Here is a 26520-nt window from a genome sequence, read left to right as displayed (position 1 = left end):
CTCCTTCTTAGTGCGTAAATGCTTGATTCTTTTTATCTAAGTATCTGTCTTCTGCCAGATTCTTTTTTCTGCGGTAAATCAGGATTAACACAGCAAAGAGAATCAATGCGATGGAAATCGTTTGTGCCATACGGAGTCCACCCAGCATTAAACTATCTGTTCTTAAGCCTTCGATAAAGAAACGACCAACTGAATACCAAATAACATAAGATAGGAATAACTCACCACGGCGCAGGTTCACACGTCGGAGTAAAATCAGTAGAATAAAACCTACGATATTCCAGACCGATTCATATAGAAAAGTTGGATGATAATAAGCGCCATTTATATACATTTGATTAATAATAAACTCAGGCAGCTGCAGATTTTCGAGAAAAGTTCTAGTAACTTCGCCTCCGTGAGCCTCCTGGTTCATAAAGTTCCCCCACCGGCCGATGGCTTGACCTAAAATAATACTAGGTGCGGCAATATCCGCAATCTTCCAAAAAGATATCCCGCGCTTTTTAGCAAAAACATAGGCTGTTAGGACAGATCCAATTAAAGCTCCATGGATCGCAATTCCTCCATTCCAAATCTGAATGATTTGACCTGGGTGCTCGGAATAATAGCCCCATTCAAAAATAACATAATATAAACGTGCTGAAAGGATGGCAATCGGGATCGCCCAAAGCATTAAATCTGCAAATGTATCCTTTGGGAGCCCTCTCTTATCTCCTTCCCTAATCGCTAGAAACAGTGCCAATGCTAAACCACAGCCAATAATAAGGCCATACCAGTGCACTTGAATCGGTCCTAAGCTAAATGCAATTGGATCAAGCGGCTGTATAGTTGAATTCATCCCATTTCTCCTTTATTAAATTATTCATCATGGTCTCCATCTTCAATGACATCGGATAATCGCTCTGTAAATTGTTGTGCTGCATTTACACCCATTCTTTTTAAGCGATAGTTCATTGCCGCTACTTCAATGATGACAGCAAGGTTTCGCCCTGGACGAACGGGAACAGTTATTTTTGTAATATCTGTATCAATGATCTTCATCTTTTCTTCATCTAAACCAAGGCGGTCGTATTGCTTAGTAGCGTCCCAAATTTCAAGGTTAATGACCATCGTAATTCGTTTATGACTGCGCACAGCACCAGCGCCAAAAAGAGTCATGACATTAATTATTCCTAGTCCGCGAATTTCTAATAAATGCTCAATTAAATCTGGCGAAGCTCCAACGAGCGTATCCTGGTCTTCCTGACGAATTTCAACACAGTCATCAGCCACAAGGCGGTGCCCTCGTTTAACGAGCTCCAATGCCGTTTCACTTTTACCAACGCCGCTTTTTCCAGTAATTAAAACGCCAATTCCATAGATATCTACCAAAACTCCATGAACTGCCGTTGTTGGTGCGAGTTTACTTTCTAAAAAGTTCGTTAGACGACTTGAAAAACGAGTTGTTTTCATATTTGAACGCAGTACTGGGACAGATTCACGTTCTGAGGCTTCAATAAGCTCTTTCGGTACATCTAAACCTCTTGTAACGATGATCGCAGGTGTAATATCTGTACATAAACGGTCCATTCTTGAGATACGTTCATTTTCTGGTAACTCTGAAAAGAAGGAAAGCTCAGTTTTCCCTAATAATTGAATTCGTTCTGCAGGGTAATATTCGAAGTATCCAGCTATTTCAATTCCAGGTCTCGAAATATCACTTGTCGAAATCGGACGATTAATTCCTTCTTCACCGCTAATCAATTCCAGTTGAAGTCTTTCAAAAATATCCTTCGTGCGTACCTTTGGCAAAAGTTTTCCTCCTTACCAGAAAAGCCGAAGCGCCTGTCCAGGGGGAAAAGAAGTTCATTTTCCCCTCGGGGCTTATGACCCGAGCCCCCAGGCGCTGCAGCTAGACAGATAATATATTTTTAAATTTACTTTAATTTCTTCCTATTTTAGCACTATTTAATTTATTTTCATAACCAAATAGAAGGATATTCATTTTTTCATACATTCTTTAGTTATAGGAAAAATAAAGAAGAGTATGATGCAGAACTGGTATAGACAACTATTCCACTTAAAACTATAATAATCTCATAGAGGTCATACTTTGAAATGGAGATGAAGATGTTGAGCCTACTTTTAATGGTTCATGGCAAAGCCGTCCTAGAAAATGAAGTGGCAGAATCTATTTATGTTTTTATAGAAAATGGGAAAATCCAAGAGATCGGTCCTATTAATTCCCTTCCCTCCCATTTAAACATTGTAAAAAAAATTGAAATTGCTGAGGATCAAACTGTGGTTCCTGGCTTTATAGACGTGCACATTCATGGTGCCGCAGGTGCTGATACAATGGATGCGACAATACATGCGTTAGAAACAATGGCTAAAGCACTCCCTGCTGAAGGCACCACCAGCTTTTTAGCGACAACCATTACCCAAGAACATGAAAAAATTGAAATCGCCTTAATAAATGCAGCAGACTATCTTAAAGGTCATAATGACTTTGGTAAGGCAGAAGTACTCGGTGTTCATTTAGAGGGACCATTTATTAATAGAACACGTGCCGGTGCACAGCCAATGGAGTACATTATGGATCCTGATATTGAATTATTTAAGCACTGGCAGGAACTTGCAGAGGGCAGTATTAAGTTGGTAACCGTAGCTCCTGAACTAGAGAATGGGATAAACTTTGTCACCTATTTGCATGAAACAGGTGTGATTGCTTCAATTGGTCACAGTGATGCGGTATACGAGGAAATGGAAAAGGCAGTTCAAGCAGGGGCGAAACAGGTGACACACTTGTTTAATGGCATGCGTGGGATACACCACCGCGAACCTGGAGTTGCAGGATCGGCACTTCTTTTTAAAGAACTAATGGTTGAACTGATTGCAGATGGAATTCATGTGGTGCCTGAGGTAATGAAGCTGGTTATTAATGCTAAAGGTACAGAGGGCTGTGTTTTAATAACAGATGCCATGAGGGCTAAATGCCTTAAAAACGGGGTTTATGATCTTGGCGGACAAGATGTAACTGTTGCAGATGGAAAGGCACTTCTCGCCGACGGAACACTTGCCGGCAGTATTTTGAAAATGAACGATTCAATAAAAAACATCCTGGAAGCAGCAGAGATAACGTTAACACAAGCTGTTCAAATGGCAAGTGTGAATCCTGCCAAACAATTAAACGTATATGACCGAAAAGGCAGCATTTCGGTTGGAAAAGATGCCGATATAACTATTCTTTCGAATGAATATCAAGTGGACATGACCTTCTGCCGCGGGGAAATAGCATATAAAAAGGAGTAATGACGTGAGACTAATTCGCACTGAAAATTATGTAGAAATGAGCTTAGAGGCTGGAAAAATCATTATTGATAAAATCCACTCTAACCCAGGCTTAACGCTGGGCTTGGCCACCGGAAGCACACCAAAAGGTGTTTATGATTATTTAATCCAAGACCATAAGGTAAACGGGACAAGTTATCACCAGGTGAAATCTATCAATTTAGATGAGTATATTGGGTTGAAGGCACAGGACCCTAATAGTTACCATTATTTTATGGGACAAAATTTGTTTAATCATCTAGATATCCATGAAAATCATACGCATATTCCAAATGGAGCAGCGGGTGATTTAGAACAGGAATGTCTTCGCTATGAACAGCTAATAAAAGAGGTTGGAGGGGTCGACCTTCAAATTCTGGGAATTGGGCAAAATGGGCATATAGGTTTTAATGAACCAGGTACACCCTTTTCCAGCCGGACTCATATCGTAACGCTAGCCAAAAATACGAGAGAGGCAAATTCAAGATTTTTTAACTCTCTTGAAGATGTGCCACCACAAGCCATAACAATGGGCATTGCTTCCATACTAGAAAGCAAGGAAATTCTGCTGCTAGCATCAGGAGAAAGAAAAGCAGAAGCACTTCTTAAGTTTATGAAGGGAGAAATAAGCGAAGAATTCCCTGCTTCTGCATTAAAACACCATCAAAATGTTACTGTAATCGCAGATAGAGATGCGTTAAAATATATCTAGTGCTTTTCGCAAGGAGTGTTTGGATGATAAATAAAAATTCACCGGTTCCCATCTATCATCAACTAGAAGAGTACATTAAACAACAAATAGAGAATGGTCTTTTAGTGGAAGAGGCTGTTATTCCTTCGGAGAGAGAATATGCGCAAACGTTTCAAATAAGCCGCATGACAGTTAGACAAGCAATCAACAATTTGGTCTCGGAAGGCTATCTAAAAAGACAAAAAGGCAGAGGGACATTTGTTAATAAGAAAAAGGTTGAGCAAGAATTGCAGGGTATGACGAGTTTTACTGAAGACATGCTTTCAAGAGGAATGAGTCCAAGCAGCACCCTTTTATCCTTCCAAATCATCCCAGCTGATATAAAAACAGCTATTGACCTAAGAATTGAAGAAAATGACTATGTTTATAAAATCAAGCGGATTCGGTTAGCCGATAGTGCCCCAATGGCACTGGAAACTGCCTATATTCCAGTTGAGCTTGTTCCGGGCCTGACAGAGGAAAACAGCAACCTCTCTCTCTATCAATACATTGAGGAACATCTATCTCTCTCGATAAGTGAAGCAACGCAAGAAATCGAAGCTTCTATTGCCAGTAGTCATGATGCAGAACCACTGGGAATTAATATTGGGGATCCAATTCTCTTGATCGAGCGAATATCTTATCTACAAAATGAAGTTCCATTCGAGTTGGTTAAATCTACTTTTCGTGCAGACCGGTATCGCTTTGTTCATACGATGAAACGGTAAAAAGCAAATGGTCTGACCATTTGCTTCTACTATTTTTCCTTGGAGGATTTAAGGATCGTTTTATTTAGAACCAGCGTAACAATCGACATGATAACCGCTGCCAGCAGCGCCATTCCAAATCCTGCAATTTCGAAGGAATCACCCATTAAGTAGTCGGTTATTTCTAGGGTTATCGCATTAATGACAAACAGAAAAAACCCTAATGTTAAAACTGTTACCGGTAAGGTTAAAATAATTAAAATGGGTCGGACGATAATATTAATGATCGAGAGCAAGAAGCTTGCGCTAATTGCAGCAGCAAAGCCTTCTAATACAAAACTCTCAGAAAAATAGCCCGCTATTGCCATAAACAATACCGCATTTATTAAGATTCCAATCAACCATTTCATTTAACATGTCTCCTATTAATTGTTTACCTCATCGGATTTATGAAGTGTAATGGATCCAGTTTTTGTATCGACAAAAATCTTTAACATGCGGTCAGGATGATGAACGGATTGAAAGCGAAGCATTTTTTGAATCATTTCACTTTTTTCCTCAAGTACCTGAATTCCATCAAGCTTAATATTGAATCCGCCAAGGTTTGTCTTTAACTCACCGCTTGCCGCCACTCCATCGGGAATAAACAAATCAACTCCGCCTGTAGTCGCTTTAGCAGCAATTAATTCACACCGATTTCCGGTTAGGTTATAGGTAGTATTCCCATTTAATGTCTGTGTTTCTACCTTTCTAAAATCACCATCAAGCTTGATGGCACCGTTGATTGTTTCTACCTCAAGATTATCAAACGTGCTGGTTTGCAATGTAATATGGCCATTGGCTGTTTCGACTTCTGCCTTTTTACCATTTAAGCGTGATAATTCAATTTTTCCATTAGCCGTTTTCATTCGAAGATCACTGATCGTTAATTCTTCACCTGAAATCGGACCATTAAACATTCTAACACGAACGCGTTCATATTCTGCCTGAGGAACATAAACCACAGCATCGACCTTCATCCATTTTTGCTGTGTCATGAACCGTAACTTTTGACCATCTATTGCAAACAAAACATCCTTCAAAAAGTTTTCCCGGGCTTTGTCAGTATTTTCTACACGGTACACTTTTGCCTGACACTCGATCCTCACATCGTTTTGATCCCAAGGCACCAATTTAAGTGACCCGTTGGCCAGGTCAATATCTATATCACGTAAGTATACATCGCCCTGATGAAAGATGTGCGAAATTTCTACGGACTGACCGAAATTCAAATCAAAATCAAGGTCCTTAAATTTTTTCAAAGCTGTGTCAACAAAATCAAAAATCTTTTCCTTTGTGGAGTGAACTTTGTTTTGCGCGGCTTCTTCTTTTTTTGCCTCTTCAAATTTGAAAGCTGTTGATATCTCTTGAGCGATTTGTTCCTGCTTTTGCTCCATTGTTTGACCAGCTTTCTCAAGCTCCTCTAATAAAGTCAAGGCTTCGTCAACGTTCAGCTTTCCCTCTTCCACCATCTTTAAAATCCTTTTACGTTCTTCCTTCATTATTACCACCCCAAAAATTTTATTCTTTAAAATCCTATTCCATCATCAAGGCTTTTACGCCTTTTATCACATTCCAGATAGTGACAATTAGACTAACTAAAACCATAATCCCAGCTGTCACGAGTGTAAAAACAGGTATTCCTTCATTGTTAATAGTATTTATATCGCTAAATATAGCGAATAGTAGCAGTGGTGCTGGAATTAATGGTATTAAATGAGATAAAAATGCTTTTTTCGCATGACTTTTGGTTACATTATCCCCAGAAGCAAACATGACAACAAGCGGAAAAAGAATTCCTGCAAAGAAAATACTAAAGTAACTTAATCCTGAAAGAACTTTTCTTGTATCCATCATTCATCACTCCCCTTACTCGTTATTTACGTATGGAATAAGAGAAAGATTCAAATTTTTTACAATTAAAAAAGCTAAAACGCAAATCGTTTTAGCTTTTTCCAATGGTTTCTTTTTCGTGTATTTGTTCTTTCATTCGTAACCGATCACGCTCTAGTATTGGTTTTAAGTATCTGCCTGTATAAGATGCTGGTATTTCAGCCACCTTTTCCGGTGTTCCTGTAGCGACAATGGTACCGCCTTTGTCTCCACCTTCTGGTCCAAGATCAATGAGATGATCTGTTGCTTTGATGACATCTAGGTTGTGCTCAATGACCAAAACGGTGTCACCATTTTCAACAAGACGCTGGAGGACGACTAATAATCTGGAAATATCGTCGACATGAAGTCCTGTTGTCGGTTCATCTAAAATGTAGAAAGATTTACCGTTTGAACGTTTATGAAGCTCAGACGCCAGCTTCACACGCTGTGCTTCCCCGCCGGAAAGGGTGGTAGCAGGCTGACCGAGTGTAATATACCCTAAACCAACATCTTTAATGGTTTGCAGCTTTCGACTGATTTTAGGAACATTCTCAAAAAACTCTACTGCCGCTTCTACGGTCATATCAAGAATTTCAGAGATACTCTTTCCTTTATATTTCACTTCCAGTGTTTCACGATTATAGCGTTTGCCTTGGCAAACCTCACATGGCACATAGACATCAGGCAGGAAATGCATTTCAATTTTGATAATTCCATCGCCACGGCATGCCTCGCAGCGGCCGCCCTTGACATTAAAGCTAAACCGTCCTTTTTTATAACCGCGGACCTTTGCTTCGTTCGTGGTCGAAAACAAATCACGTATATCATCAAATACTCCTGTGTAGGTTGCCGGGTTAGAACGAGGTGTTCTGCCAATTGGAGATTGGTCGATGTCGATTACCTTGTCTAAATACTCCATACCCAAGATATCCTTATGTTCACCAGGCTTTGTTTTGGCACGGTTAAGCTTTTGGGATAGTGTTTTAAGAAGGATTTCATTGATTAAGGTACTTTTCCCTGATCCTGAAACACCCGTTACCGCAATAAACATCCCTAGTGGAATCTTCACATTCACATTTCGCAAATTGTTCTCAGCAGCACCTTTTATCTCGATATACCTTCCATCAGGCTTACGTCGTTCGATTGGCAGCGGAATAAACTTTTTACCTGATAGATACTGACCAGTTAACGAATTAGGGTCTGCCATTACTTCTGCGGGCGAACCAGCTGAAATAATTTGTCCCCCGTGCACCCCAGCGCCTGGCCCGATATCGATTAAATAATCTGCCGCAAGCATGGTGTCTTCATCATGTTCAACCACGATCAACGTGTTTCCGATTTCACGCATATTTTGAAGTGTTCCGATTAAACGGTCATTATCACGCTGATGAAGTCCAATGGACGGTTCATCTAAAATGTAAAGGACTCCTGTTAACTTAGATCCGATTTGAGTGGCAAGACGAATCCGTTGTGCTTCTCCGCCGGAAAGTGTCCCAGCCGCACGACCTAGACTTAAATAATCAAGTCCAACATTCATTAGAAAGCCGAGGCGCTCGTTAATTTCATTTAAAATTAATTTTGCAATTTGCTGTTCTTTCTCAGTTAAGATGAGTTCACGGAAAAAGTGGTGTGCTTCTTCAATAGATAACCCTGTTACGTGAGAAATATGGCGGCCAGAAATTAACACCGCTAAAGTTTCTTTCTTCAACCGATGACCTTTACAGACTTGGCAAGGCTGCTCACCCATGTATTTCTCCATTTGCTCGCGAATCCAATCAGAGCTGGTCTCTTTATAACGGCGTTCTACATTCCGTATGACACCTTCAAATTCAATATGACCTTCACGAATTTGTCCAAAATCATTCTCATAGCGGAAATAGACTTTGTCACCTTTGGAGCCATAAAGAACTTTATCGATAAGGTGTTGAGGAATATCTTTAAACGGCATGTCCATATCGACACCATAATGATTACAAACAGCTTCTAACAGCTGAGGGTAATATTGCGAGCTTGTTGGCTCCCAGGGAGCTATGGCATGCTGTTTCAATGTTAATTCCTTATTCGGAATAACAAGGTCAACATCTACCTCTAGCTTTGAACCAAGCCCATCACACTCCGTACATGCACCAAAAGGGCTATTGAACGAGAACATACGTGGTTCTAACTCTCCAATTGAAAAACCACAAAGAGGACATGCATGGTTTTCACTGAAAAGAAGTTCTTCTTCACCAATGACATCAACAATTACCTTTCCCTCTCCGAGGCGTAAGGCAGTTTCAAGAGAGTCAGCAATCCTCGCGGTAATCCCTTCTTTAACAACAATACGGTCGATAACAACCTCAATGGAATGCTTTTTATTCTTATCTAAAACAATTTCATCACCAAGGTCGAGCATTTCTCCATTAACTCGAACACGAACAAATCCTTGTTTTTTTATATCTTCTAATACTTTTACATGCATTCCTTTTCTTCCGGAAACTACTGGAGCCAAGATTTGCATTTTCGTACGTTCTGGATATTCCATGACCCTGTCTACCATTTGTTCAATCGTTTGCGAGGAGATTTCGATATTATGAATTGGACAAGTTGGTCTGCCTACACGGGCAAAAAGTAATCGCAAATAATCATAAATTTCCGTCACCGTCCCTACCGTTGAACGGGGGTTCCGGCTTGTTGTTTTCTGATCGATAGAAATCGCTGGAGATAATCCTTCAATGGAATCAACATCTGGCTTATCCATTTGCCCTAAGAATTGTCTTGCATAGGCAGACAGTGATTCAACATAACGGCGCTGCCCTTCTGCGTAAATCGTATCAAAAGCAAGTGAGGACTTTCCAGAACCAGAAAGTCCCGTTAGAACAACAAGCTTATCTCTCGGAATGGTGACATCTATATTTTTTAAGTTATGGGCTCTGGCGCCTTTAACAATCAATTTATCCATCGCCATGGTTACGTCATCCTTCCGCTTTTAACTCTAATAATAAATCACGAAGCTCAGCTGCACGTTCAAAATTAAGCGCTTTTGCTTCTGCTTTCATTTCTTTTTCCATTGTAGCAATCAGCTTATCTCTATCCTTCTTCGACATCTTACCAAAGGATGCTGCTGGTTTGTAATCTTCCTGTTCCTCAGCAGCATGGGTGGCACGAATAGCCTCGCGAATTCCCTTTTGAATCGTCATAGGAGTAATTCCATACTTTTTATTATATTCTTCCTGGATTTTGCGACGTTCTCTTGTTACATTAATCGCGATTTCCATCGAATTTGTTATTTTGTCCGCATACAATATGACATGACCATTGGCATTACGAGCTGCTCGGCCAATGGTTTGGATTAATGAACGTTCCGAACGGAGGAAGCCTTCCTTATCGGCATCGAGAATCGTAATAAGCGAAACCTCAGGAATATCCAGTCCCTCTCTGAGCAGGTTAATTCCGACGAGGACATCATATTTGCCGAGCCGAAGCTCGCGAATAATTTCAATTCGTTCGAGTGTTTTCACTTCGGAATGCAAATATTGAACTTTAATGCCAATTTCTTTTAAATAGTCCGTTAGGTCCTCTGACATTTTCTTTGTTAGAGTCGTAATAAGCACACGTTCATTTTTCTTGATTCGATCCTGTATTTCACCAATGATGTCGTCGATTTGACCCTCAATCGGACGGATCTCTATCGTTGGATCCAACAATCCAGTTGGCCGAATGATTTGCTGAATCATCTCCGGTGTATGCTCTAGCTCAAAAGGACCTGGCGTTGCTGATACAAAGATAGCATTATGAATATGTTTTTCAAATTCATCAAAGGTCAACGGGCGGTTATCAAGCGCTGAAGGCAATCGGAAACCGTGGTCAACAAGTACCTGTTTCCGAGCCCTGTCACCATTGAACATCCCTCTTACTTGCGGCAGGGTAACATGGGATTCATCGACAATTAATAAAAAATCCTCAGGGAAGTAATCTATCAGCGTATATGGTGTTGAACCAGATGGTCTAAGTGTTAAGTGCCGAGAGTAGTTTTCAATCCCTGAACAAAAGCCCATCTCCCTCATCATTTCGAGATCATAACGTGTTCGCTGTTCAAGCCGCTGTGCTTCGAGCAATTTATTATCTTCCCGCAGTTCTGCAAGACGTTCTTCGAGTTCTTTTTCAATGTTTTCGATGGCTTTATTTAGTTTCTCTTCCCCGGTCACAAAGTGAGATGCCGGAAAGATTGCTACATGCTCACGCTCAGCGATAATTTCTCCTGTTAGGGCATCTACTTCACGAATGCGTTCGATTTCATCACCAAAAAATTCAACCCGAATGCAATGTTCATCTCGTGAAACTGGAAAAATTTCAACGACATCCCCTCGGACTCTAAAGGTACCGCGTTTAAAATCAATATCATTTCGTTCATATTGGATATCAACTAACCGATGCAGCAAATGATTGCGCTCAATTTCCATCCCTTTCCTGAGCGACAGCACCATATTTCGGTATTCCTCCGGTGAACCGAGACCATAAATACACGATACGCTGGCAATGACGATGACATCCTTGCGCTCAAACAACGATGAGGTCGCTGAGTGGCGGAGCTTATCAATTTCATCGTTGACGCTTGAATCCTTTTCAATAAATGTATCTGTCGAAGGAACATAGGCTTCCGGCTGAAAATAATCGTAGTAACTGACAAAATACTCAACAGCATTGTTTGGGAAAAATTCCTTAAACTCACTGTAAAGTTGTCCCGCTAAGGTTTTATTGTGAGCGATGACGAGTGTCGGCTTGGTTACTTCTTTTATCACGTTTGAAACAGTAAACGTCTTACCTGTTCCAGTGGCACCAAGCAATGTCTGATATCGCTTATTCTCATTAATCCCCTGAACTAACTGCCGAATCGCTTCCGGCTGATCGCCCTGCGGTGAATATTTCGAAACTAATTCAAATTGATCCTTCACAAACTTCCCTCCCGATTTATATAGTCACTTTCTAGCAAAGAAACGTGCAAGTGGCCGGGATGGTGCTAGAAAATGTATCCCTGAATTTCTAATAGTATCATTCTAACACAATTCCCCAAAAACAAACCACTAATATGCGAACGAACATTCGATTTTGTTATAGAATTTGGATATTGCTCGCGGAAACCCCTATTTTACTCGCAAAAGGCAAAAAAGCCTGCCATTGATTGACAGACTTAACATCTAAGTTGATTGTTTACGTTTTTTTAAAGACTCGTGGTTTCATTTTTACAGCCAGCCAGAATCCAACTGTAAGCGAAAAAGCGTCGACAACGATAAGTGGGAATGTGTTTGTATAGCCTTTATAAACAGAAGCTGCAATGAGGCCAACGGTTAAGGCGAGGCCAATATATCGATTATAAGTGACCCGGGTAAAAAGTAAAACGAGCAATCCTGGCAAAATAAACGCCGACAAGTATCTAATGACCATTTCCAATGGGTACACCTCATTTATACATTTCTGTTTATTTATTTTAAAAATTAATTCATAAAATTGCAACAAAAAAAGACAAGAGATTCAACTCTCTTGTCTCAGAGGCAATTATCCGCTCTTTTTTAAGAGACCCTAAGGCAACTATCTAGGGTTCTGTATGATGATTATTTCGTTTCACGATGTAAGGTGCGTTTTTTTAATCGTGGTGAATATTTTATTAATTCAATGCGGTCTGGGTTGTTTCGCTTATTTTTAGTGGTAATGTAATTGCGGTCGCCTGTTTTTGTACACGCTAATGTGATTTTTACTCTCATGATTTTTCCTCTGTTTTTTAGATTATTTTGTTACGCACTAACTGTAAATGGAGGAAGTGGGTCGTAAAATCCAGTCCAGTCCAATTTCATTTCCTCATTTGTTAATAAGCATGGATCTAACGAAGCCTCAATTTCCTCTTGATTCATTTCAATACCGATGAATACAAGCTCTGTCAACCGATCTCCAAACTCTTCATCCCATTTTTCCAGGAGTTCTGGTTCTTCCATAAGGATTTGCTTTTGTTCTTCCTCAGGATATGCTGCAAGCCATTCACCAGCACCATGCATGATAATAGAAGGTCCTGCTTGTGATAACATACCAGTCATATCATTTCTCGATGCCAGCCAGAAGAAGCCTTTGGCTCGAACAACATCTACTGGCCAATCCTCTAACCACTGCATCAATCTTTCAGGATGAAATGGTCTCTTTTTGCGATATACAAATGAGGAAATACCATATTCTTCTGTTTCAGGAGTGTGTTCTTCTAATAGCTCTTTAATCCAGCCGGCACCTTGACTTACCTCTTCAAAATCAAATAACCCGGTATCCAAAATTTCACTTAATGCTACTTTGGCATGAGCACTTTCAATGATTTTCGCCTCAGGATTTAGCTTTTGCAGGACGGCTTTCAGTTCGTGAACACTCTCGTTCTCCACTAAGTCAATCTTGTTTAAAATCAACACATTGGCAAATTCAATTTGATCAATCAATAATTCGACCACTTCACGAGTATCTAATTCATCGTTTCCTTGCTTACGATCAAGTAAGCTTTCGCCTGAAGCAAAATCATGCCAAAAACGATTTGCATCTACTACTGTTACCATTGTGTCAAGCCTACAATAATCAGATAAGTTGATGCCTAGGCTTTCATCTACGTATGTAAATGTTTGGGCAACAGGAACAGGCTCAGAAATTCCAGATGATTCGATTAAGATATAATCAATATTACCTGCTTGAACAAGCCTTTCTACTTCGATCATTAAGTCTTCTCTTAAAGTACAGCAGATACATCCGTTTTGAAGCTCTACAAGTTTCTCATCTGTTCGAGAAAAAACTCCTTGTTTAATCATCGAAGCATCAATATTCACTTCACTCATATCATTCACAATGACTGCAATTCGCTTGCTCTCACGATTTGTTAATACATGATTTAATAATGTTGTTTTCCCTGAACCTAAGTATCCACTTAGTACAGTAACCGGTATTTTTTTCGTCATTTCTTCCACCTCGTTTTTTAAATCAAAACCATTACGATTTAAACGGGATACTTTACCCGATTTATGCTACATCCATACAGTTCACCATTTTTTAAATCGTAATAGTTACGATTAACATATTATTAAATTTACTTCTTTAAATCAAGTTTTTTCCGAAGGAATTTTTTTATTGGTCAAATCTGCTGATCTAAAAGATTCATATCCTGTCATTTTTTCGGCAGGGATTCCTTTACATAGAACTCGTGATAGGCATATAAATAATTTTTTATTCATACTCTATTAAATGTAACCAAATATTTAATAGAAACAGGAGGTATTTATGTATCGAATTGTTCGCAATAATATCATAGAATTTACTGGTATTATGATCATTGTTTTAGCACTATCACTGCTTTCTTTAAGTACTAGCTTTAAAATCTCCTATGATATACCTCCGTCTTTATTAAATCTAAACACGATTTTTCTAAGTATTTTAATAGAAGCACTGCCATTTGTTTTAATAGGAGTCCTCATCGCGGGTGTAATCCAAATATTTGTAACCGAAGAACATATTCAACGCTGGATTCCCAAAAATAAGGTTTTTGCTATAATCATGAGTTGTATAATTGGAGCCCTCTTCCCTGCGTGTGAATGTGGTATTGTTCCTATCGTCCGTCGTCTTGTCGGGAAGGGAGTACCCATTCATGCTGCCATCGGTTTTATGTTGACAGGTCCGCTTATTAACCCCATTGTGATTACCTCTACTTATATGGCATTTGGGAACGATTTTAAGATAGCGGGATTAAGGATGGGGTTAGGTTTTTTTGTCGCTATAATGGTTGCACTCGTTGTCAGTGTTATTTTTAAGGGAAATCAATTAAAGTCTCCTATCCATTCCAGTACTTCACAAACACGCTCAAAAATAGAATCTCTTTCAACAAGATTTTGGTCGATGTTAACCCATTCCATTGATGAGTTTTTTGATATGGGTAAGTTCCTTGTTATGGGAGCTTTTTTAGCTGCATTTGTACAAACTTATTTACCGGCAAAGGCACTCTTGGATGCCGGCAGCGGAACGATCTCATCTCTATCAGTCATGATGGGATTAGCTTACGTTTTATCACTTTGTTCTGAAGCAGATGCCTTTATTGGTGCTTCCTTCAGCAATATTTTCCCTACTTCAGCCATTTTAGGTTTTTTAATCTTTGGTCCAATGATGGATTTAAAAAACACCATTATGATGCTGAGCGTATTCCGCGTGAAGTTTGTTTTCAGTGTGTTGGTTGTAATTATTTCGATTATCTTCATTACGATCATGCTTACGCAAAGCTTTATTTAAGGGGGAAAAGTGGTGAGATTCCATTTTCAGCAGGCAGTTAGAGCGTTTATTTTACTAGCTTTTTCAGTCATGCTTTTCAAGCTTCATTTTACTGGCGAAATGACAAAATTTATTAATCCAAAATATGAGGGTTTAAGCCAGTCCGCTTCTATATTATTTTTAATTTTGTTTATTATTCAAACGACAAGAATATGGACCGTTAAGGACAACAGCCATCATCACCATTGTCATGACGATTCTCACGACCACAACTGTAGTCACGACCATGGAGATTCTCCTTTTAATACAAAAAAATTAATCGCTTATCTTGTTATTGTTTTTCCGTTGGTCACGGGATTCCTGCTTCCTGCAAAGGTTCTTGACGCCTCTATTGCTGATAAAAAAGGTGGGTTGGCCGTACTACCTAATCAGAGGGCAGAGAAGAAACAAGAGCAAGAGGCTCTACCTAACAATAATCAACAGGAAGATCCTGTTATTAATGAGGGGCTTGTAGACCTTTCGCGTATCGAAGACAATGTTTATACAAACGAAGAATACCAACAATTAATAAATCAATTAGAACAAAGTTCAACTATTGAGATGAACGATAATGTTTTTTCTACCTACTATGAAGAAATGAATATGGATCTCGATAAATATAAAGGTAGAGAAATCAATTTAAAAGGATTTGTTTATAAAGAAGATGGGCTTGAAAAAAACCAGCTTGTGCTTGCAAGATTTTTGATTACCCATTGTGTTGCAGATGCTGGCATTATTGGGTTTATTTCAGAGTTACCAGACGCCTTGTCACTAGAAGTAAATACTTGGATTGAAGCGAAAGGGGTTTTGGATACCACGAACTTTAATGGGACAGATCTTCCTATCATAAAAATTACCAAATGGAAAAAAATCAATGAACCTAAGGAACCTTATCTCTATCCAATTAGCGTGAAAGTTCTTTAGAAAAAAGCCTTAGTCCAAATTGAACTAAGGCTTTTAATATTGACGATACACATAAGGATCCTCTGGTGTACCAATGGTCTCCCATGATGTCACTTTGAGATACGGGATGGTTTTCTTAAAGGGCTGATAGTAGATAGTTTCGAGTTTTCCACTTACCGATAGCCACTCATCATTTTTAGGGTTAACATCCTCCGGAAGCTCCACTAACATTCCAAACACGCCCGAATCTGCAACACAGTGAATAATTCCAAATCGAAAAAGAAATTTTTGGTTCGCTGCTAATTCATCTGTGCTATAGGAGAATCCTGTTATTTTCACTTCTTTGCCAATAAATTGTCCAGGATAATTATAGATGGATTCTAAATCGGTTAAATAGTTGCTTTCATTAAGTTCAAGCGTATCTTTTTTCAATAATTTCTTTAACGATTTATCCATTAAGTCATCGTAGTCATCTTGTCCATAATAACGACTTGTATCAGGTTGTAAAAATTGATGGTTACTGGTTGAATCGCTGTCTGCATAAACAGGAAAATAAAAGCCCTTTTTCTCAACAATATTCGAATCAAGGGTTGCGACAGGCAGAAATAGGCCTGTCAAAATCGGAATAATAAATACTCCATATGTTATTGCTTTTTTCCACCAATTATTTTCTTCATGTGAATGCCCACAATCATCTCCACATTGATCATGATCGTGTGGATCTTCTTTTAAATAAAAATAAATACTAAGGAATGTGAAAATGGCTAGAATATAAATGGCTGAGTAAGATAAATAAGAATATTTCATATTAATATACTTAGAAATATCTCCTGATGCATGCAAATGCATAAATAAATACGTTAATCCAATTAATATGAGTGTTCTTAACATATCAGCACCACCTCCCTACTTTATAAATAACGTTATTATGGCGACCAAGATAGTTATATAGCCCATCAAATACAGAACAAATTTCGCTTTAAATGTCCCTAAGAGCATTAACGTATTCTTAATATCCAACATCGGTCCAAAAACAAGAAAGGCAACAAGGGAACCTGTTGAGAATGTACTTCTAAATGATGCTGCTACAAAGGCATCCGCCTCTGAGCATAACGAAAGAACATAAGCGAGACCCATCATAACTAGGTTGGAAAATAACGGACCTTGGCCAATATCAAGCAAGGTAGAAGTTTTCACCGTTGTTTGAATTAAGGCCGCAACAAACGCACCAAGGATTAAGAATTTCCCAACTGAAAACAGCTCATCAATTGAATGCTTAAGCATGCCAATAAATTTTCCTTTAAATGATTTCCGGTGAACATGGTCTGCTACATCATTCTTTAATTGAGAATCCTTGAATTGAATGGAAAGTAACCCACCAACAATGAGAGCAACCAGCAAGGCGATCCCTCCACGATACAAGACCATATCCCAATTGTTCCCGAACGCAATATAAGTGGAAAACAACACGATAGGATTTATCACTGGACCAGTAAGCATAAAAGGGATTGCGGCATAAAGCGGAACACCTTTTGCCATCAATCGCCGCGTAATTGGAACAATTCCACACTCACAAGCAGGAAAAATAGCACCTATAAAGGCAGCAGAAATAACTGCAAGTATTTTGTTTTTCGGAATTATCCGAGCCATCATTTCTTCCGTCACAAAAATCTGGATAATCCCAGAAATTAATACCCCTAACAAGATAAAAGGCAAGGCCTCTAATAAAATACTTATAAAGATCGTGTTCATTTGCAAGAATAGTTCGCTCTTCATAGCAAGACCTCCCTATATTTAGTCTATTTAAAAATAATATAAAAAAAGCACCTATAAATTCTATAGGTGTTTAAGATCACATTCAACTAGATGTTAATGTTATAAGTGGAATTATTATGAAATGATTTTAGTTACAAGTCCCATGCGGGCTAGGGCAGCCAACTTCAGCTTTTTCAACTTGTATCGTACTATGCTCGATATGAAATTCATCATGAAGAATTTTTTGTGAGGAAGCGAGAATTTCATCATGAATCGCTTCATCTAAGATGGTAATATGGCAGCTCAATACTGGATATCCGGAAGTTATTGTCCAAATGTGTAAATCATGGACTTCCTTTACTAATGGGATTTTACTAAGAGCCTCTTTAACCTGCTGGATATCGATTTGTGTCGGTGCACCCTCCATTAGGATATGGAAAGAATCCCTGGTAACACGGAAACCACTAATAATAATTAATACAGCGACAATGACACTCGCAATTGGATCCGCAATCGTCCAGCCGAAAAACATAATCAGCAAGGCGGCTACAATCGCACCAACCGATCCGAGCATATCACCCAGCACATGTAAAAAGGCACTTCGAACATTGAGGTTATCATCCTTATCACCGCTCATTAAAATCCAGGCGGCGATGATATTCACTACTAATCCTGTAATGGAGATCATTAACATTCCCGTGCTTTGGACCTCAGGAGGAGCAAAGAAACGCTGGAATGCTTCATAAAAAATATATAAGGAAATGACGATTAGGGTAATTCCATTCAAAGCCGCGGCAATAATTTCAAAGCGCTTGTATCCATACGTTTTTTCCTGTGAAACCTGTTTTTCCCCAAGCTTGATCGCGAAAAAACTGAGTCCAAGTGCTGCTGCGTCACTAAGCATATGCCCCGCGTCAGATAATAAGGCTAAGCTATTGGTTAAAAATCCACCGATAACTTCGACAACCATAAAAGCCGCAATCAAAATAAATGAACTTAACAGTGCTTTTTTATTACTTGTATGTGAATGTCCATGTCCGTGGTCATGTGAGTGCCCATGAGAATGTCCATGGTGATGATGGTGTCCCATAAATATCTCTCCCAACTAGAGTTGTCTCTTAGTTTAATCTTATCTGTTTTTTGTGATACGTTTTTCAATCAATTTCCCTACCTGCCACTTCTTGTTGATGTTCGAAGGCAATGTGAATGAGCTGTTTCACATGATCATCATCAAGAGAATAATAGACTAGCTTTCCTTCCTTACGATATTTTGCAAGTCCCATACTTTTTAAGTGACGCAAATGATGGGAAGCTGTTGCCGTTGTAGCACCGACAATATTAGCCACATCACATACACAGAGCTCATCTTCAAGTGTAAGCGCATAGGCTATTTTCATTCGCGTTTCATCGGACAAGGCTTTAAATATTTTGGTTACCTCAAAAATATTGCTTTTTTCCACTAAGGGGTGGAGTCTTGTAGTTTTATTGTCATCAACACAGGTTACCTCGCAAATATCTCGATCCTTCATTCCATCACCTCATACATTCAAATCTATATTTGATTATATGATATTCAAATATAGATTTGAATGTCAAACATAATTATTTTTTATAAAAAATAACCCCTTCTTTTTTGGAGAAGGAGTTTGGAAAATAATTATTGAATTGGATTAGGTGATTCTGTTTCATCGAGGGCTTGGGTAGAGTGTCTGCGAATGGACAAAGCAAGTTCAGCAATGAAATATAATATAACCGCTGGCCATATCCATGCCCACATCATTTCTGCAGCTCCATAAAGAGAAACAATTGCAGGATGAACCCACTTTATACAGGCAAAAGACAGCAGAATCCAGCATAGAGAAAAGGGCAGACAAATATGTCCGTGTATTTGCAAGGGCATATTTGAATAGTCCCACCATTGACGCTGAAAAAACTTCTGAAGTAATGCACCACATATGTACTCTATCAAGGTTGGAATGAAAAAACATAGCAAAAGGACAATACCCCAATTTGTTTCAGGACCTATTAAATAAACCAAGCTTACAGGGGAAAAACCATACATCGGCTTAAAGGGTCCAAGAAAAAAATTCGCCTTAAAAAATTCACGCTTCGTAACGTAACTGTAGCTATTTTCTAACAGCCAGCCAATTAAAGAATAGAAGGTGAAATAAAAAACAACGGCTGATATTCCTTCAAAATTAAAATTCGTAGGAGTGTAAAAGTCTAAGAAACTAATCATATGGCCAAACCACCTTTCTTGGATATGAATTTCCCACTTTAGGTTTAGCTCACTTGCCGCCAAATATACCGAAAAACTGATGATTTAAAATCCTATTATAAAGAAAAAGCCAAAGGGTATCGTCCTTTGACTTTGTGTTTTATCCTATTTTTTCATCATATTTATTCTGATCCTGTACAAAAAGTATGCCCAACTCGTAATGATCACCTTCATACAAAGCACGTTGAACGAAACGGACCTCGCCATTTATATCCAAAACCTCAAGCTTGCAATGGGCTCGATTTTTTTGTAACGCTTCGTAAAAAACGTGTTCATCCCGAATGGTAACGCCATTAATCTTTGAAATTAACTCTCCTACTTGAAGCCCCATTTTATCAGCAGGTGATTCAGGGATTATCCCAATAATCATTAAGCCGTTATTTTTCTTAGAAAAGTAAAATGGTAAATTATCATCCTTCAATCGCTGCATTAAGGAAATGAGTTCACGACCAATAATCGCTAAGGCTGCTACTACAATAGAGATTAGCGGATACCAATAACCGAAAACAGACAGTATCAATGTCAGGATCCCCAATGTTAATACTTTACGACCATGCAACTGAATGGACTGTTTTGGCAGCATGCCTTGGATTTGCTGGTTAAAACCGACAGCAAACGGAACAAGGAGCAGCGAATAGGACTCCGCTCCAATATGAAAGACTGGCCACCACTGAAATGGCAGCGTCAGAACATCCCCAGGGATTAGCAGAAACACAGGCAGCATCCAGAGTCGTTTTACTTCATGAGCACCGACACTCTGCCCTCGCTTGCTCTTTACAAGTTTGGGAGAAGATCCTTTACTTGCATTTCTACTAATGAGAATCCCTTCAGAAATTAATAGTAGTGCCAACAAGATTACCACAGAAGGATAGACCTTTTCATCTATACCTTGAAATGCAGTTTTAAAGAACGGGACATTCCAGTCATATTCAGCGATTAAAATAACTCCAAAAAATGCAGCACCAACCGTGTAGACTGGCGACATTAACCGTATATTAGTTGTTAAACTCCATAATAGCGTAAAGACAACGATTAGAAGGATGGCTGCAAATGGAACGCTTAGCCCAGCGGTAACTGTGACAATGGATAGCACAAGACCCAAAATCAAACCTAATGGGAACAACTGTCGCATTTCAAAAAAAGCATCAAAGGTCCGGGTATGGAAATTTTTCCGCTCACGTTTTACTCTTGAAACTCCCAGAATTCCGGATAGGAAAATGAGATAGTAAAAAACAGGATGAAGTAGTAGTCTCCCTGTCCCTTTTAACAGCTCAAAAAGCCATAATTGCACCAATTTCTGCCACCTGCCTCTATCATAAGTTCTACTAATCTAGCTCTAAAACTTATTTTACCAAAATAGAGGAGTAAAACCTATTGCTAGTTTCTTGAAAAAATAAAAAAATGTCGAATTATCAGGATAAGAGATGTTCATTAATAAAATTTTTCTTGGTTATCTATTAATTCTTTGATATTCAACAATATTTCCACGGAAATTCTCGACATATCCAACTTGTTCTAATTTTTTTGTCGAACATAAAAAACAGAGACAAATGTCTCTGTTTACTTGTTTATTTTGATATTAGTCTCAATGCAGTTTGCAACTGGATGTCGTTTTTCTCTTTTTTCATTTCTTTTATTGCCTCTTCTTCAAGCTTAGCAGCCGTTTTTGCATCGACTTTCCCAGTTGGCTCTAGATCGTGGTTTTGCTGGAAAGCTTTAACCGCTGTGCTTGTTTCAGAACTAAAATAACCATCTGTACGTCCAGGAGCTAACCCCAAACCTGCTAATATTTCTTGTGCATTTTTCACCTGCTCATTGTTCATATCCTCTTTAAGCGGTTCTTCAACCTGAAGTGGATGTGTATCAAAAATGGCTGGCTGTTTGACTTCAACGTCTGGGTTAATCCCTTTTTTGTGAATCCAATTACCATCCGGAGTCAGCCACTTATAGAGTGTCAGCTTAATATTGCTGCCATCTCCCATCGGAACAGCCTGTTGTACCGTTCCCTTACCAAAAGTTGTTTCTCCAACCAATTGGTAGCCAGCAGCTTCTTTTAGGGCTCCTGCTAATATTTCTGAAGCTGATGCACTGCCTTTGTTAATGAGAACAGCAACTGGATATTCTTTTTTCTCCGTAAGAGTAGAGAAATGGCGTTCCTTATCCCCATTCCTTTGTTCAATTTGAATAATTGGTTTATCCTTTGTAACAAATTCTTTTAGGATATCCTCAACGCTTACAAGCAAACCACCTGGGTTTCCGCGGACATCTATGATTAAGCCTTCAATATCTTTCTTCTCTAAAGAAGTTAGTGCCTCTTTAAAATTGGCTGCAGTATCTTGGGAGAAAGAGGTAATTTCAATGTAACCAATATTTTTCCCATCTTGTTTTTTCACAGCGGTATGAATCGTCTCAAGTGGAATTTCATCACGAGTGACTTTAATAGTAAGAGGTTCCTTCAAGCCCTTCCGTTCGATTTCCAACGTTACCTTTGTCCCTTTTTTTCCGCGTATTTTTAACGTCGCTTTATTGAGGTCAAGACCTTCAACACTTTTGCCATCTACTTTCAATATTTCATCATTCGGCTTCAGTCCTGCTTTTTCAGCTGGAGAATTTTTAAATGGTGATATAATGACAATTTTTCCGTCTACCATTCCCACTTCTGCACCAATACCTTCAAAGGAAGATTCTAAAGCTTGATTGAATTGCTGTGCTGTTTCCTTATTCATATAAACAGAATAGGGATCATCTAAGACGGTCAGCATTCCTTGAATGGCCCCCTCCACCAGGGTGTCACTGTCTACCTTTTCAACATAACGGCTCAAGATTAACTCATAGGCCTGATTAACCTTCGCAAGGTTCTCAGTTTCAGCTTGGCCTGTTACAACTGTTTCTGTTTTCGTTAATGCTTGTTCAAGGGCTGTGTTTTCCATTGTTCTATCAAACCATTGCATTCCAGCATATGTGCCCCCTGCTCCCGTAAGAAGCGATCCAACCATCATTAGGGCAATCCATTTTCTGTTCATCCTGTTCCCCCTCATGTGCAGCACTTATTGACTATCATTATTGAAGCCTCTTTTCTCAAATATTGTTGTTTTTGAAGGTAAATACGATTGATTGAGCATTATTTTCATTGATAATAACCTACATTATTGAGAAAAGAGCCTGCAAATTTAGTTCTAAAGCTCAAAACAACTTATTCCACGTCAAAATCAGCTTTAAGAATTTAACAACAATCTTTACGAAAAACAGCCTTATTAAAAAACAGCTTCTCTTTCCTGCCCGTTTATTAACTATTATGTAAGGAATGGACGAGTTATGCCTTAAAGTTCAGGTCCAGTTTTGGGGATAAAAAAAGGAAGAAGCATGGCTTCTCCCTTAATCTTATTATGGCATTGGTACAATTCCGACTGGATTGATTGCGTTACTCTTACTTGCATTCCATTCCCCTCTATGAAGTTCAAAATGCAAATGTTTGCCGGTAGAATCACCAGTATTACCCATGATTCCAATTTGCTGACCCTTTCTCACTACAGCTCCGGAGCTGACAAATCGCGTTTCCATATGAGCAGAAACCGTTGTATAAGTCTGTCCATTTACAGAATGGGCAATAAATACGACGTTCCCATAACTGCTAGAATAATAGGATTGAATTACAACACCGTCTGCAGCAGCCCAAATTGGAACACCTGCTGCACGATTAGCGATATCAATTCCGTAATGCGTGGTACCCCATCTCCCACCAAATCCTGAAGTAAAGGTGCCGTTCGCTGGCATAGTGAATGCTCCACTTGATACAGGTGCAGTTGATTGTTGAGAGGTACTATCTCCTCCGCCGTTCCCTGAGCTTGAGTTATTATTTGCTGCAGAAGCTGCTGCCTCTGCTGCTGCTGCTGCTGCTGCAGAAGCTGCTGCTGCGGCGGCTTCTTCCTCTTGACGTTTTTGTTCAAGTGAAATTGCTTTTTGGATAGCTGCTGATTGTGCAGCAAGTAATTGGGCCTCTTCTTGAAGTTCCATTTTATGTTCATGAATTTCTTCTTCTTGCTGTTCAAGAGTAGCTAATAGCTGATCCTGTTCCGCCCTTTGAGCATTCAATTGTTGATTCAACTTTTCTAAATCAGCAAGCATAGTTTGGACGCTCGCAAGCTCTTCTTCTAGCTTGGCTTGATTTTCCTCAAGACTCTTTTTATCCGCTTCATGCTGTTTTAAAATATCCTGGTCTGCCTCCATGATTGTTGCCACCGCATTGGCACGATCAATAAAGTCACTAAAGTTATGTGAGCCCATTAATACATCAAGGTAACTAACCATTCCGCCTGTTTCTTGATAGTTCCGGGCGCGCTCCTTCAAAAGCTCATTTCGCTTTTCAATTCTCTCTTTTGTAACTTTTATTTCTTCTTGAAGTCTAGTAATTTCTGCCTTGGTTTCCTCCAATTCAGCTGTTTTCTCGCTAATTTTCTTATGGGTATCACCAATGGACATATCAATGCGTGTCATTTGATCTTTCACATCAGACTGCTGTTCATTTAACCTATTAATCTTTTGATCAGCATCATTTATCGTAGATGATACTTCAGACTTTTCTTTTTCAATTTGATTTTGCTGATCCTTTAAACTTGAAATGGAAGCTTCTACAGCAAATCCACCAGAAAAATTGCTAAACAGAATCGTTCCAGCAACCGCTATAGTTAGTATTGGTTTTTTCAAAGTCCAATTTCTCCTCTCTATTTATATTTATGTACGCGTGAATGCATAACAGTAATCAGGAAGGACATCTTTCAGAGCCCTTCCTGAAAAAAATTTATTTATACCTTTAAGAATTTTCTAACTGACATTACACTGCCCCAAACTCCGATTAAGGCGCCCATTAAAATCAGAACCCCAGATACCTGGTAAACAAACGGATTAAACGGAAGAATTTGAATAAAGTTCCCAACTAATTTTGGCGCCAGATATTCATAAGCGTTATAGTATGCAATTGAGATTAAGATAATTGGCAGGATTGCACCAAGAATACCAAGCCATAATCCTTCAAGGAAGAATGGCCACCTAATAAAGTTATTCGTTGCTCCTACCAGTCTCATAATCTTAATTTCTCTGCGTCTTGCAATAATCGTAATTTTTATCGTGTTTGAAATTAGGAATACTGCGGTGAAAAATAAACCTGCGATTAATACAATGCCGACATTTCGGCTTGCTTTTATAAAGTTAAATAGTTTTTCAACTGTTCCCTTACCGTAAACAGCCTTTGTGACATACTCGAGTTTACCAATTTTGTCCGCTGCCTTCATTGTATCCTGTGGATTTTTCGTTTTTACGATAAATACATCGTTAAGTGGATTATCTTGTTCAAATAGTTTAAATGCTTGTCCATCCTCACCCATACTCTTGATTAAATCTTTAAGTTCCTGCTCCTTGGATGAAAACTTAACACTCTGAACTTCTGAAATATTTTCAATTTCACCTTTTAATTTTTGCTGGTCCTCTGCATTCGCAGCAACATCGATGTGAACGCGAATCTGTACGTCCTCTTCAATGGTTTCAGCCACTTTATTGAGATTCATCATAATAACGAAAAAGACACCGACTAAAATGAGCGTTACCGTTACCGCACTAACTGAGGCAAACGTCATCCAGCCATTCCTGCCAATACTCTTAAAGCTTTCAGTCGCATGACGGCCAAGAGTTCTAATTTTCATAACCGTAATCACCTCTTTGTTCATCACGTGCGATTTTTCCAGCCTCAATCGCAATTACTCGATGTTTAATTGTGTTGACGATTTCCCGATTATGGGTTGCCATGACGATCGTCGTACCTCTATTATTAATTTCTTCAAAGATATTCATAATTTCCCATGATGTCTCTGGGTCAAGGTTACCTGTAGGCTCGTCAGCTATGACAATCTTAGGTGAGTTAACGATGGAGCGTGCAATCGAAACACGTTGCTGCTCTCCTCCAGATAACTCTGTCGGAAGCATTCTTGCTTTATGCTTAAGGTTAACGAGATCAAGGACTTCCATCACGCGTTTCTTAATAAACTTAGGCTGAGCTTCAATTACCTCTAACGCAAAGGCTACATTCTCATAAACAGTTTTCGTTGGCAGTAGTTTAAAATCTTGAAAGACTACACCAAGGTTGCGTCGGAAAATCGGTACTTTTTTGTTCTTTATTTTTGCAACGTTAACACCATTCATTGTAATCGTACCCGAGGTCGGAACTTCCTCACGATACATCATTTTAATAAAAGTAGATTTACCTGCACCACTAGGACCAACTACATAAACAAATTCGCCTTGATTAATGCGTACGTCTATTCCATTTATCGCTGTAACCCCATTTGGGTATTTTTTAAATACATCTTGCATTTCTATCATTTAGATCACCTTTGTAAGTTAGTTTCGAAACAATAAGATTCGACAATAACCTCGTATTTTCTTGCATAAAAACAAAATCCTAGACAAAATACTGCAGGATTTCGCACAATTTCATTATAACACTCTATAGGCTTAAAAAAAGCGGTAAAAATATTACAGTTTCTTTTCAAAACCTACACAAATTGTTATTTACATCCAATATTTTTCGACAAAAATTAATGATTTCTTAATAAAGTAACATAGATTCACAAAAATAA

The 26520-nt window shown here is 38.9% G+C and carries 25 protein-coding genes; 5 read left to right on the top strand and 20 right to left on the bottom strand.

What is annotated here, in order from left to right; all coding sequences use genetic code 11:
- Positions 1–7: 7 nt before the first annotated feature.
- Positions 8–838: a prolipoprotein diacylglyceryl transferase gene (lgt, locus tag ABC255_RS04850; protein ID WP_412991725.1), complete on the bottom strand. Its 831-nt coding sequence runs from the start codon at positions 836–838 to the stop codon at positions 8–10.
- Positions 839–858: 20 nt separating this feature from the next.
- On the bottom strand, positions 859–1791 hold the full coding sequence (hprK, locus tag ABC255_RS04845) for an HPr(Ser) kinase/phosphatase (RefSeq protein ID WP_412991723.1): 933 nt from the start codon (positions 1789–1791) through the stop codon (positions 859–861).
- A gap of 321 nt (positions 1792–2112) precedes the next feature.
- On the opposite strand from hprK, the gene nagA reads away from it, so the two are divergent.
- From nagA to ABC255_RS04830, 3 genes are read left to right on the top strand one after another with little or no spacing between them, the layout of a single operon-like run.
- Positions 2113–3291, top strand: a complete 1179-nt coding sequence (gene nagA / locus ABC255_RS04840) for an N-acetylglucosamine-6-phosphate deacetylase (RefSeq protein WP_487247429.1) — start codon at positions 2113–2115, stop codon at positions 3289–3291.
- A 4-nt stretch (positions 3292–3295) separates the two neighbouring features.
- Positions 3296–4021, top strand: a complete 726-nt coding sequence (nagB, locus tag ABC255_RS04835) for a glucosamine-6-phosphate deaminase (protein ID WP_412991721.1) — start codon at positions 3296–3298, stop codon at positions 4019–4021.
- A gap of 23 nt (positions 4022–4044) precedes the next feature.
- Entirely contained in the window at positions 4045–4767 is a 723-nt protein-coding gene (locus tag ABC255_RS04830; protein ID WP_412991720.1) for a GntR family transcriptional regulator, read from the top strand.
- Between the two features lie 29 nt (positions 4768–4796).
- Here the strand turns inward: ABC255_RS04830 and ABC255_RS04825 are convergent, their stop codons facing one another.
- From ABC255_RS04825 to ABC255_RS04790, 8 genes are all read right to left on the bottom strand, one after another.
- Entirely contained in the window at positions 4797–5156 is a 360-nt protein-coding gene (locus tag ABC255_RS04825; RefSeq protein WP_412991719.1) for a phage holin family protein, read from the bottom strand.
- A 15-nt stretch (positions 5157–5171) separates the two neighbouring features.
- Complete coding sequence (locus ABC255_RS04820) at positions 5172–6287, bottom strand: DUF4097 family beta strand repeat-containing protein (RefSeq protein ID WP_412991718.1); 1116 nt, start codon at positions 6285–6287, stop codon at positions 5172–5174.
- A gap of 34 nt (positions 6288–6321) precedes the next feature.
- On the bottom strand, positions 6322–6639 hold the full coding sequence (locus ABC255_RS04815) for a magnetosome magnetite crystal formation protein family (RefSeq protein WP_412991716.1): 318 nt from the start codon (positions 6637–6639) through the stop codon (positions 6322–6324).
- 91 nt (positions 6640–6730) lie between these two features.
- Positions 6731–9607 (bottom strand): excinuclease ABC subunit UvrA, encoded by a 2877-nt coding sequence (uvrA, locus tag ABC255_RS04810; protein ID WP_412991715.1) that lies wholly within the window; start codon positions 9605–9607, stop codon positions 6731–6733.
- A gap of 7 nt (positions 9608–9614) precedes the next feature.
- Positions 9615–11594, bottom strand: coding sequence for an excinuclease ABC subunit UvrB (gene uvrB / locus ABC255_RS04805; protein WP_412991714.1), 1980 nt, complete (start codon positions 11592–11594; stop codon positions 9615–9617).
- A 256-nt stretch (positions 11595–11850) separates the two neighbouring features.
- Positions 11851–12084 (bottom strand): CsbA family protein, encoded by a 234-nt coding sequence (locus ABC255_RS04800; RefSeq protein ID WP_412998483.1) that lies wholly within the window; start codon positions 12082–12084, stop codon positions 11851–11853.
- Positions 12085–12251: 167 nt separating this feature from the next.
- Positions 12252–12401, bottom strand: a complete 150-nt coding sequence (gene rpmG / locus ABC255_RS04795) for a 50S ribosomal protein L33 (protein ID WP_412991712.1) — start codon at positions 12399–12401, stop codon at positions 12252–12254.
- A gap of 30 nt (positions 12402–12431) precedes the next feature.
- Positions 12432–13619 (bottom strand): GTP-binding protein, encoded by a 1188-nt coding sequence (locus tag ABC255_RS04790; protein ID WP_412991711.1) that lies wholly within the window; start codon positions 13617–13619, stop codon positions 12432–12434.
- A 319-nt stretch (positions 13620–13938) separates the two neighbouring features.
- Here ABC255_RS04790 and ABC255_RS04785 point away from each other — a divergent pair, with 319 nt between their 5' ends.
- Together ABC255_RS04785 and ABC255_RS04780 are read left to right on the top strand one after the other, a co-directional pair.
- The gene (locus tag ABC255_RS04785; RefSeq protein ID WP_412991710.1) at positions 13939–14937 is read left to right on the top strand and encodes a permease; all 999 of its coding nucleotides are present in this window, start codon (positions 13939–13941) and stop codon (positions 14935–14937) included.
- A 12-nt stretch (positions 14938–14949) separates the two neighbouring features.
- Positions 14950–15879, top strand: a complete 930-nt coding sequence (locus ABC255_RS04780) for a TIGR03943 family putative permease subunit (protein ID WP_412991709.1) — start codon at positions 14950–14952, stop codon at positions 15877–15879.
- A gap of 33 nt (positions 15880–15912) precedes the next feature.
- Here ABC255_RS04780 and ABC255_RS04775 read toward each other — a convergent pair whose 3' ends face one another.
- The 10 genes from ABC255_RS04775 to ftsE all read right to left on the bottom strand — a co-directional run bounded on the left by ABC255_RS04775 (position 15913) and on the right by ftsE (position 26263).
- Positions 15913–16749: a TIGR03943 family putative permease subunit gene (locus ABC255_RS04775; protein ID WP_412991708.1), complete on the bottom strand. Its 837-nt coding sequence runs from the start codon at positions 16747–16749 to the stop codon at positions 15913–15915.
- Positions 16750–16764: 15 nt separating this feature from the next.
- Positions 16765–17634, bottom strand: coding sequence for a permease (locus ABC255_RS04770; RefSeq protein WP_412991707.1), 870 nt, complete (start codon positions 17632–17634; stop codon positions 16765–16767).
- A 127-nt stretch (positions 17635–17761) separates the two neighbouring features.
- A complete protein-coding gene (locus tag ABC255_RS04765; RefSeq protein WP_412991706.1) occupies positions 17762–18703 on the bottom strand; it encodes a cation diffusion facilitator family transporter in 942 nt (313 codons plus the stop codon).
- A 64-nt stretch (positions 18704–18767) separates the two neighbouring features.
- Positions 18768–19142, bottom strand: a complete 375-nt coding sequence (locus ABC255_RS04760) for an ArsR/SmtB family transcription factor (protein WP_412991705.1) — start codon at positions 19140–19142, stop codon at positions 18768–18770.
- 128 nt (positions 19143–19270) lie between these two features.
- On the bottom strand, positions 19271–19852 hold the full coding sequence (locus ABC255_RS04755; RefSeq protein WP_412991703.1) for a putative ABC transporter permease: 582 nt from the start codon (positions 19850–19852) through the stop codon (positions 19271–19273).
- Between the two features lie 139 nt (positions 19853–19991).
- Positions 19992–21185 (bottom strand): PDZ domain-containing protein, encoded by a 1194-nt coding sequence (locus ABC255_RS04750; protein ID WP_412991702.1) that lies wholly within the window; start codon positions 21183–21185, stop codon positions 19992–19994.
- Between the two features lie 274 nt (positions 21186–21459).
- Positions 21460–22914, bottom strand: a complete 1455-nt coding sequence (locus ABC255_RS04745) for a S41 family peptidase (protein WP_412991701.1) — start codon at positions 22912–22914, stop codon at positions 21460–21462.
- 361 nt (positions 22915–23275) lie between these two features.
- A complete protein-coding gene (locus ABC255_RS04740; protein WP_412991700.1) occupies positions 23276–24595 on the bottom strand; it encodes a murein hydrolase activator EnvC family protein in 1320 nt (439 codons plus the stop codon).
- 98 nt (positions 24596–24693) lie between these two features.
- The gene (gene ftsX, locus ABC255_RS04735; RefSeq protein WP_412991699.1) at positions 24694–25587 is read right to left on the bottom strand and encodes a permease-like cell division protein FtsX; all 894 of its coding nucleotides are present in this window, start codon (positions 25585–25587) and stop codon (positions 24694–24696) included.
- A complete protein-coding gene (gene ftsE / locus ABC255_RS04730; protein ID WP_179595201.1) occupies positions 25577–26263 on the bottom strand; it encodes a cell division ATP-binding protein FtsE in 687 nt (228 codons plus the stop codon). Before ftsE ends, ftsX begins: the two co-directional genes overlap by 11 nt.
- Positions 26264–26520 lie beyond the last annotated feature (257 nt).

The organism is Neobacillus canaveralius (genome assembly GCF_047237705.1).
Classification (GTDB): domain Bacteria; phylum Bacillota; class Bacilli; order Bacillales; family Cytobacillaceae; genus Neobacillus; species Neobacillus niacini_K.
This window is presented reverse-complemented; position numbering and strand designations above follow the sequence as displayed.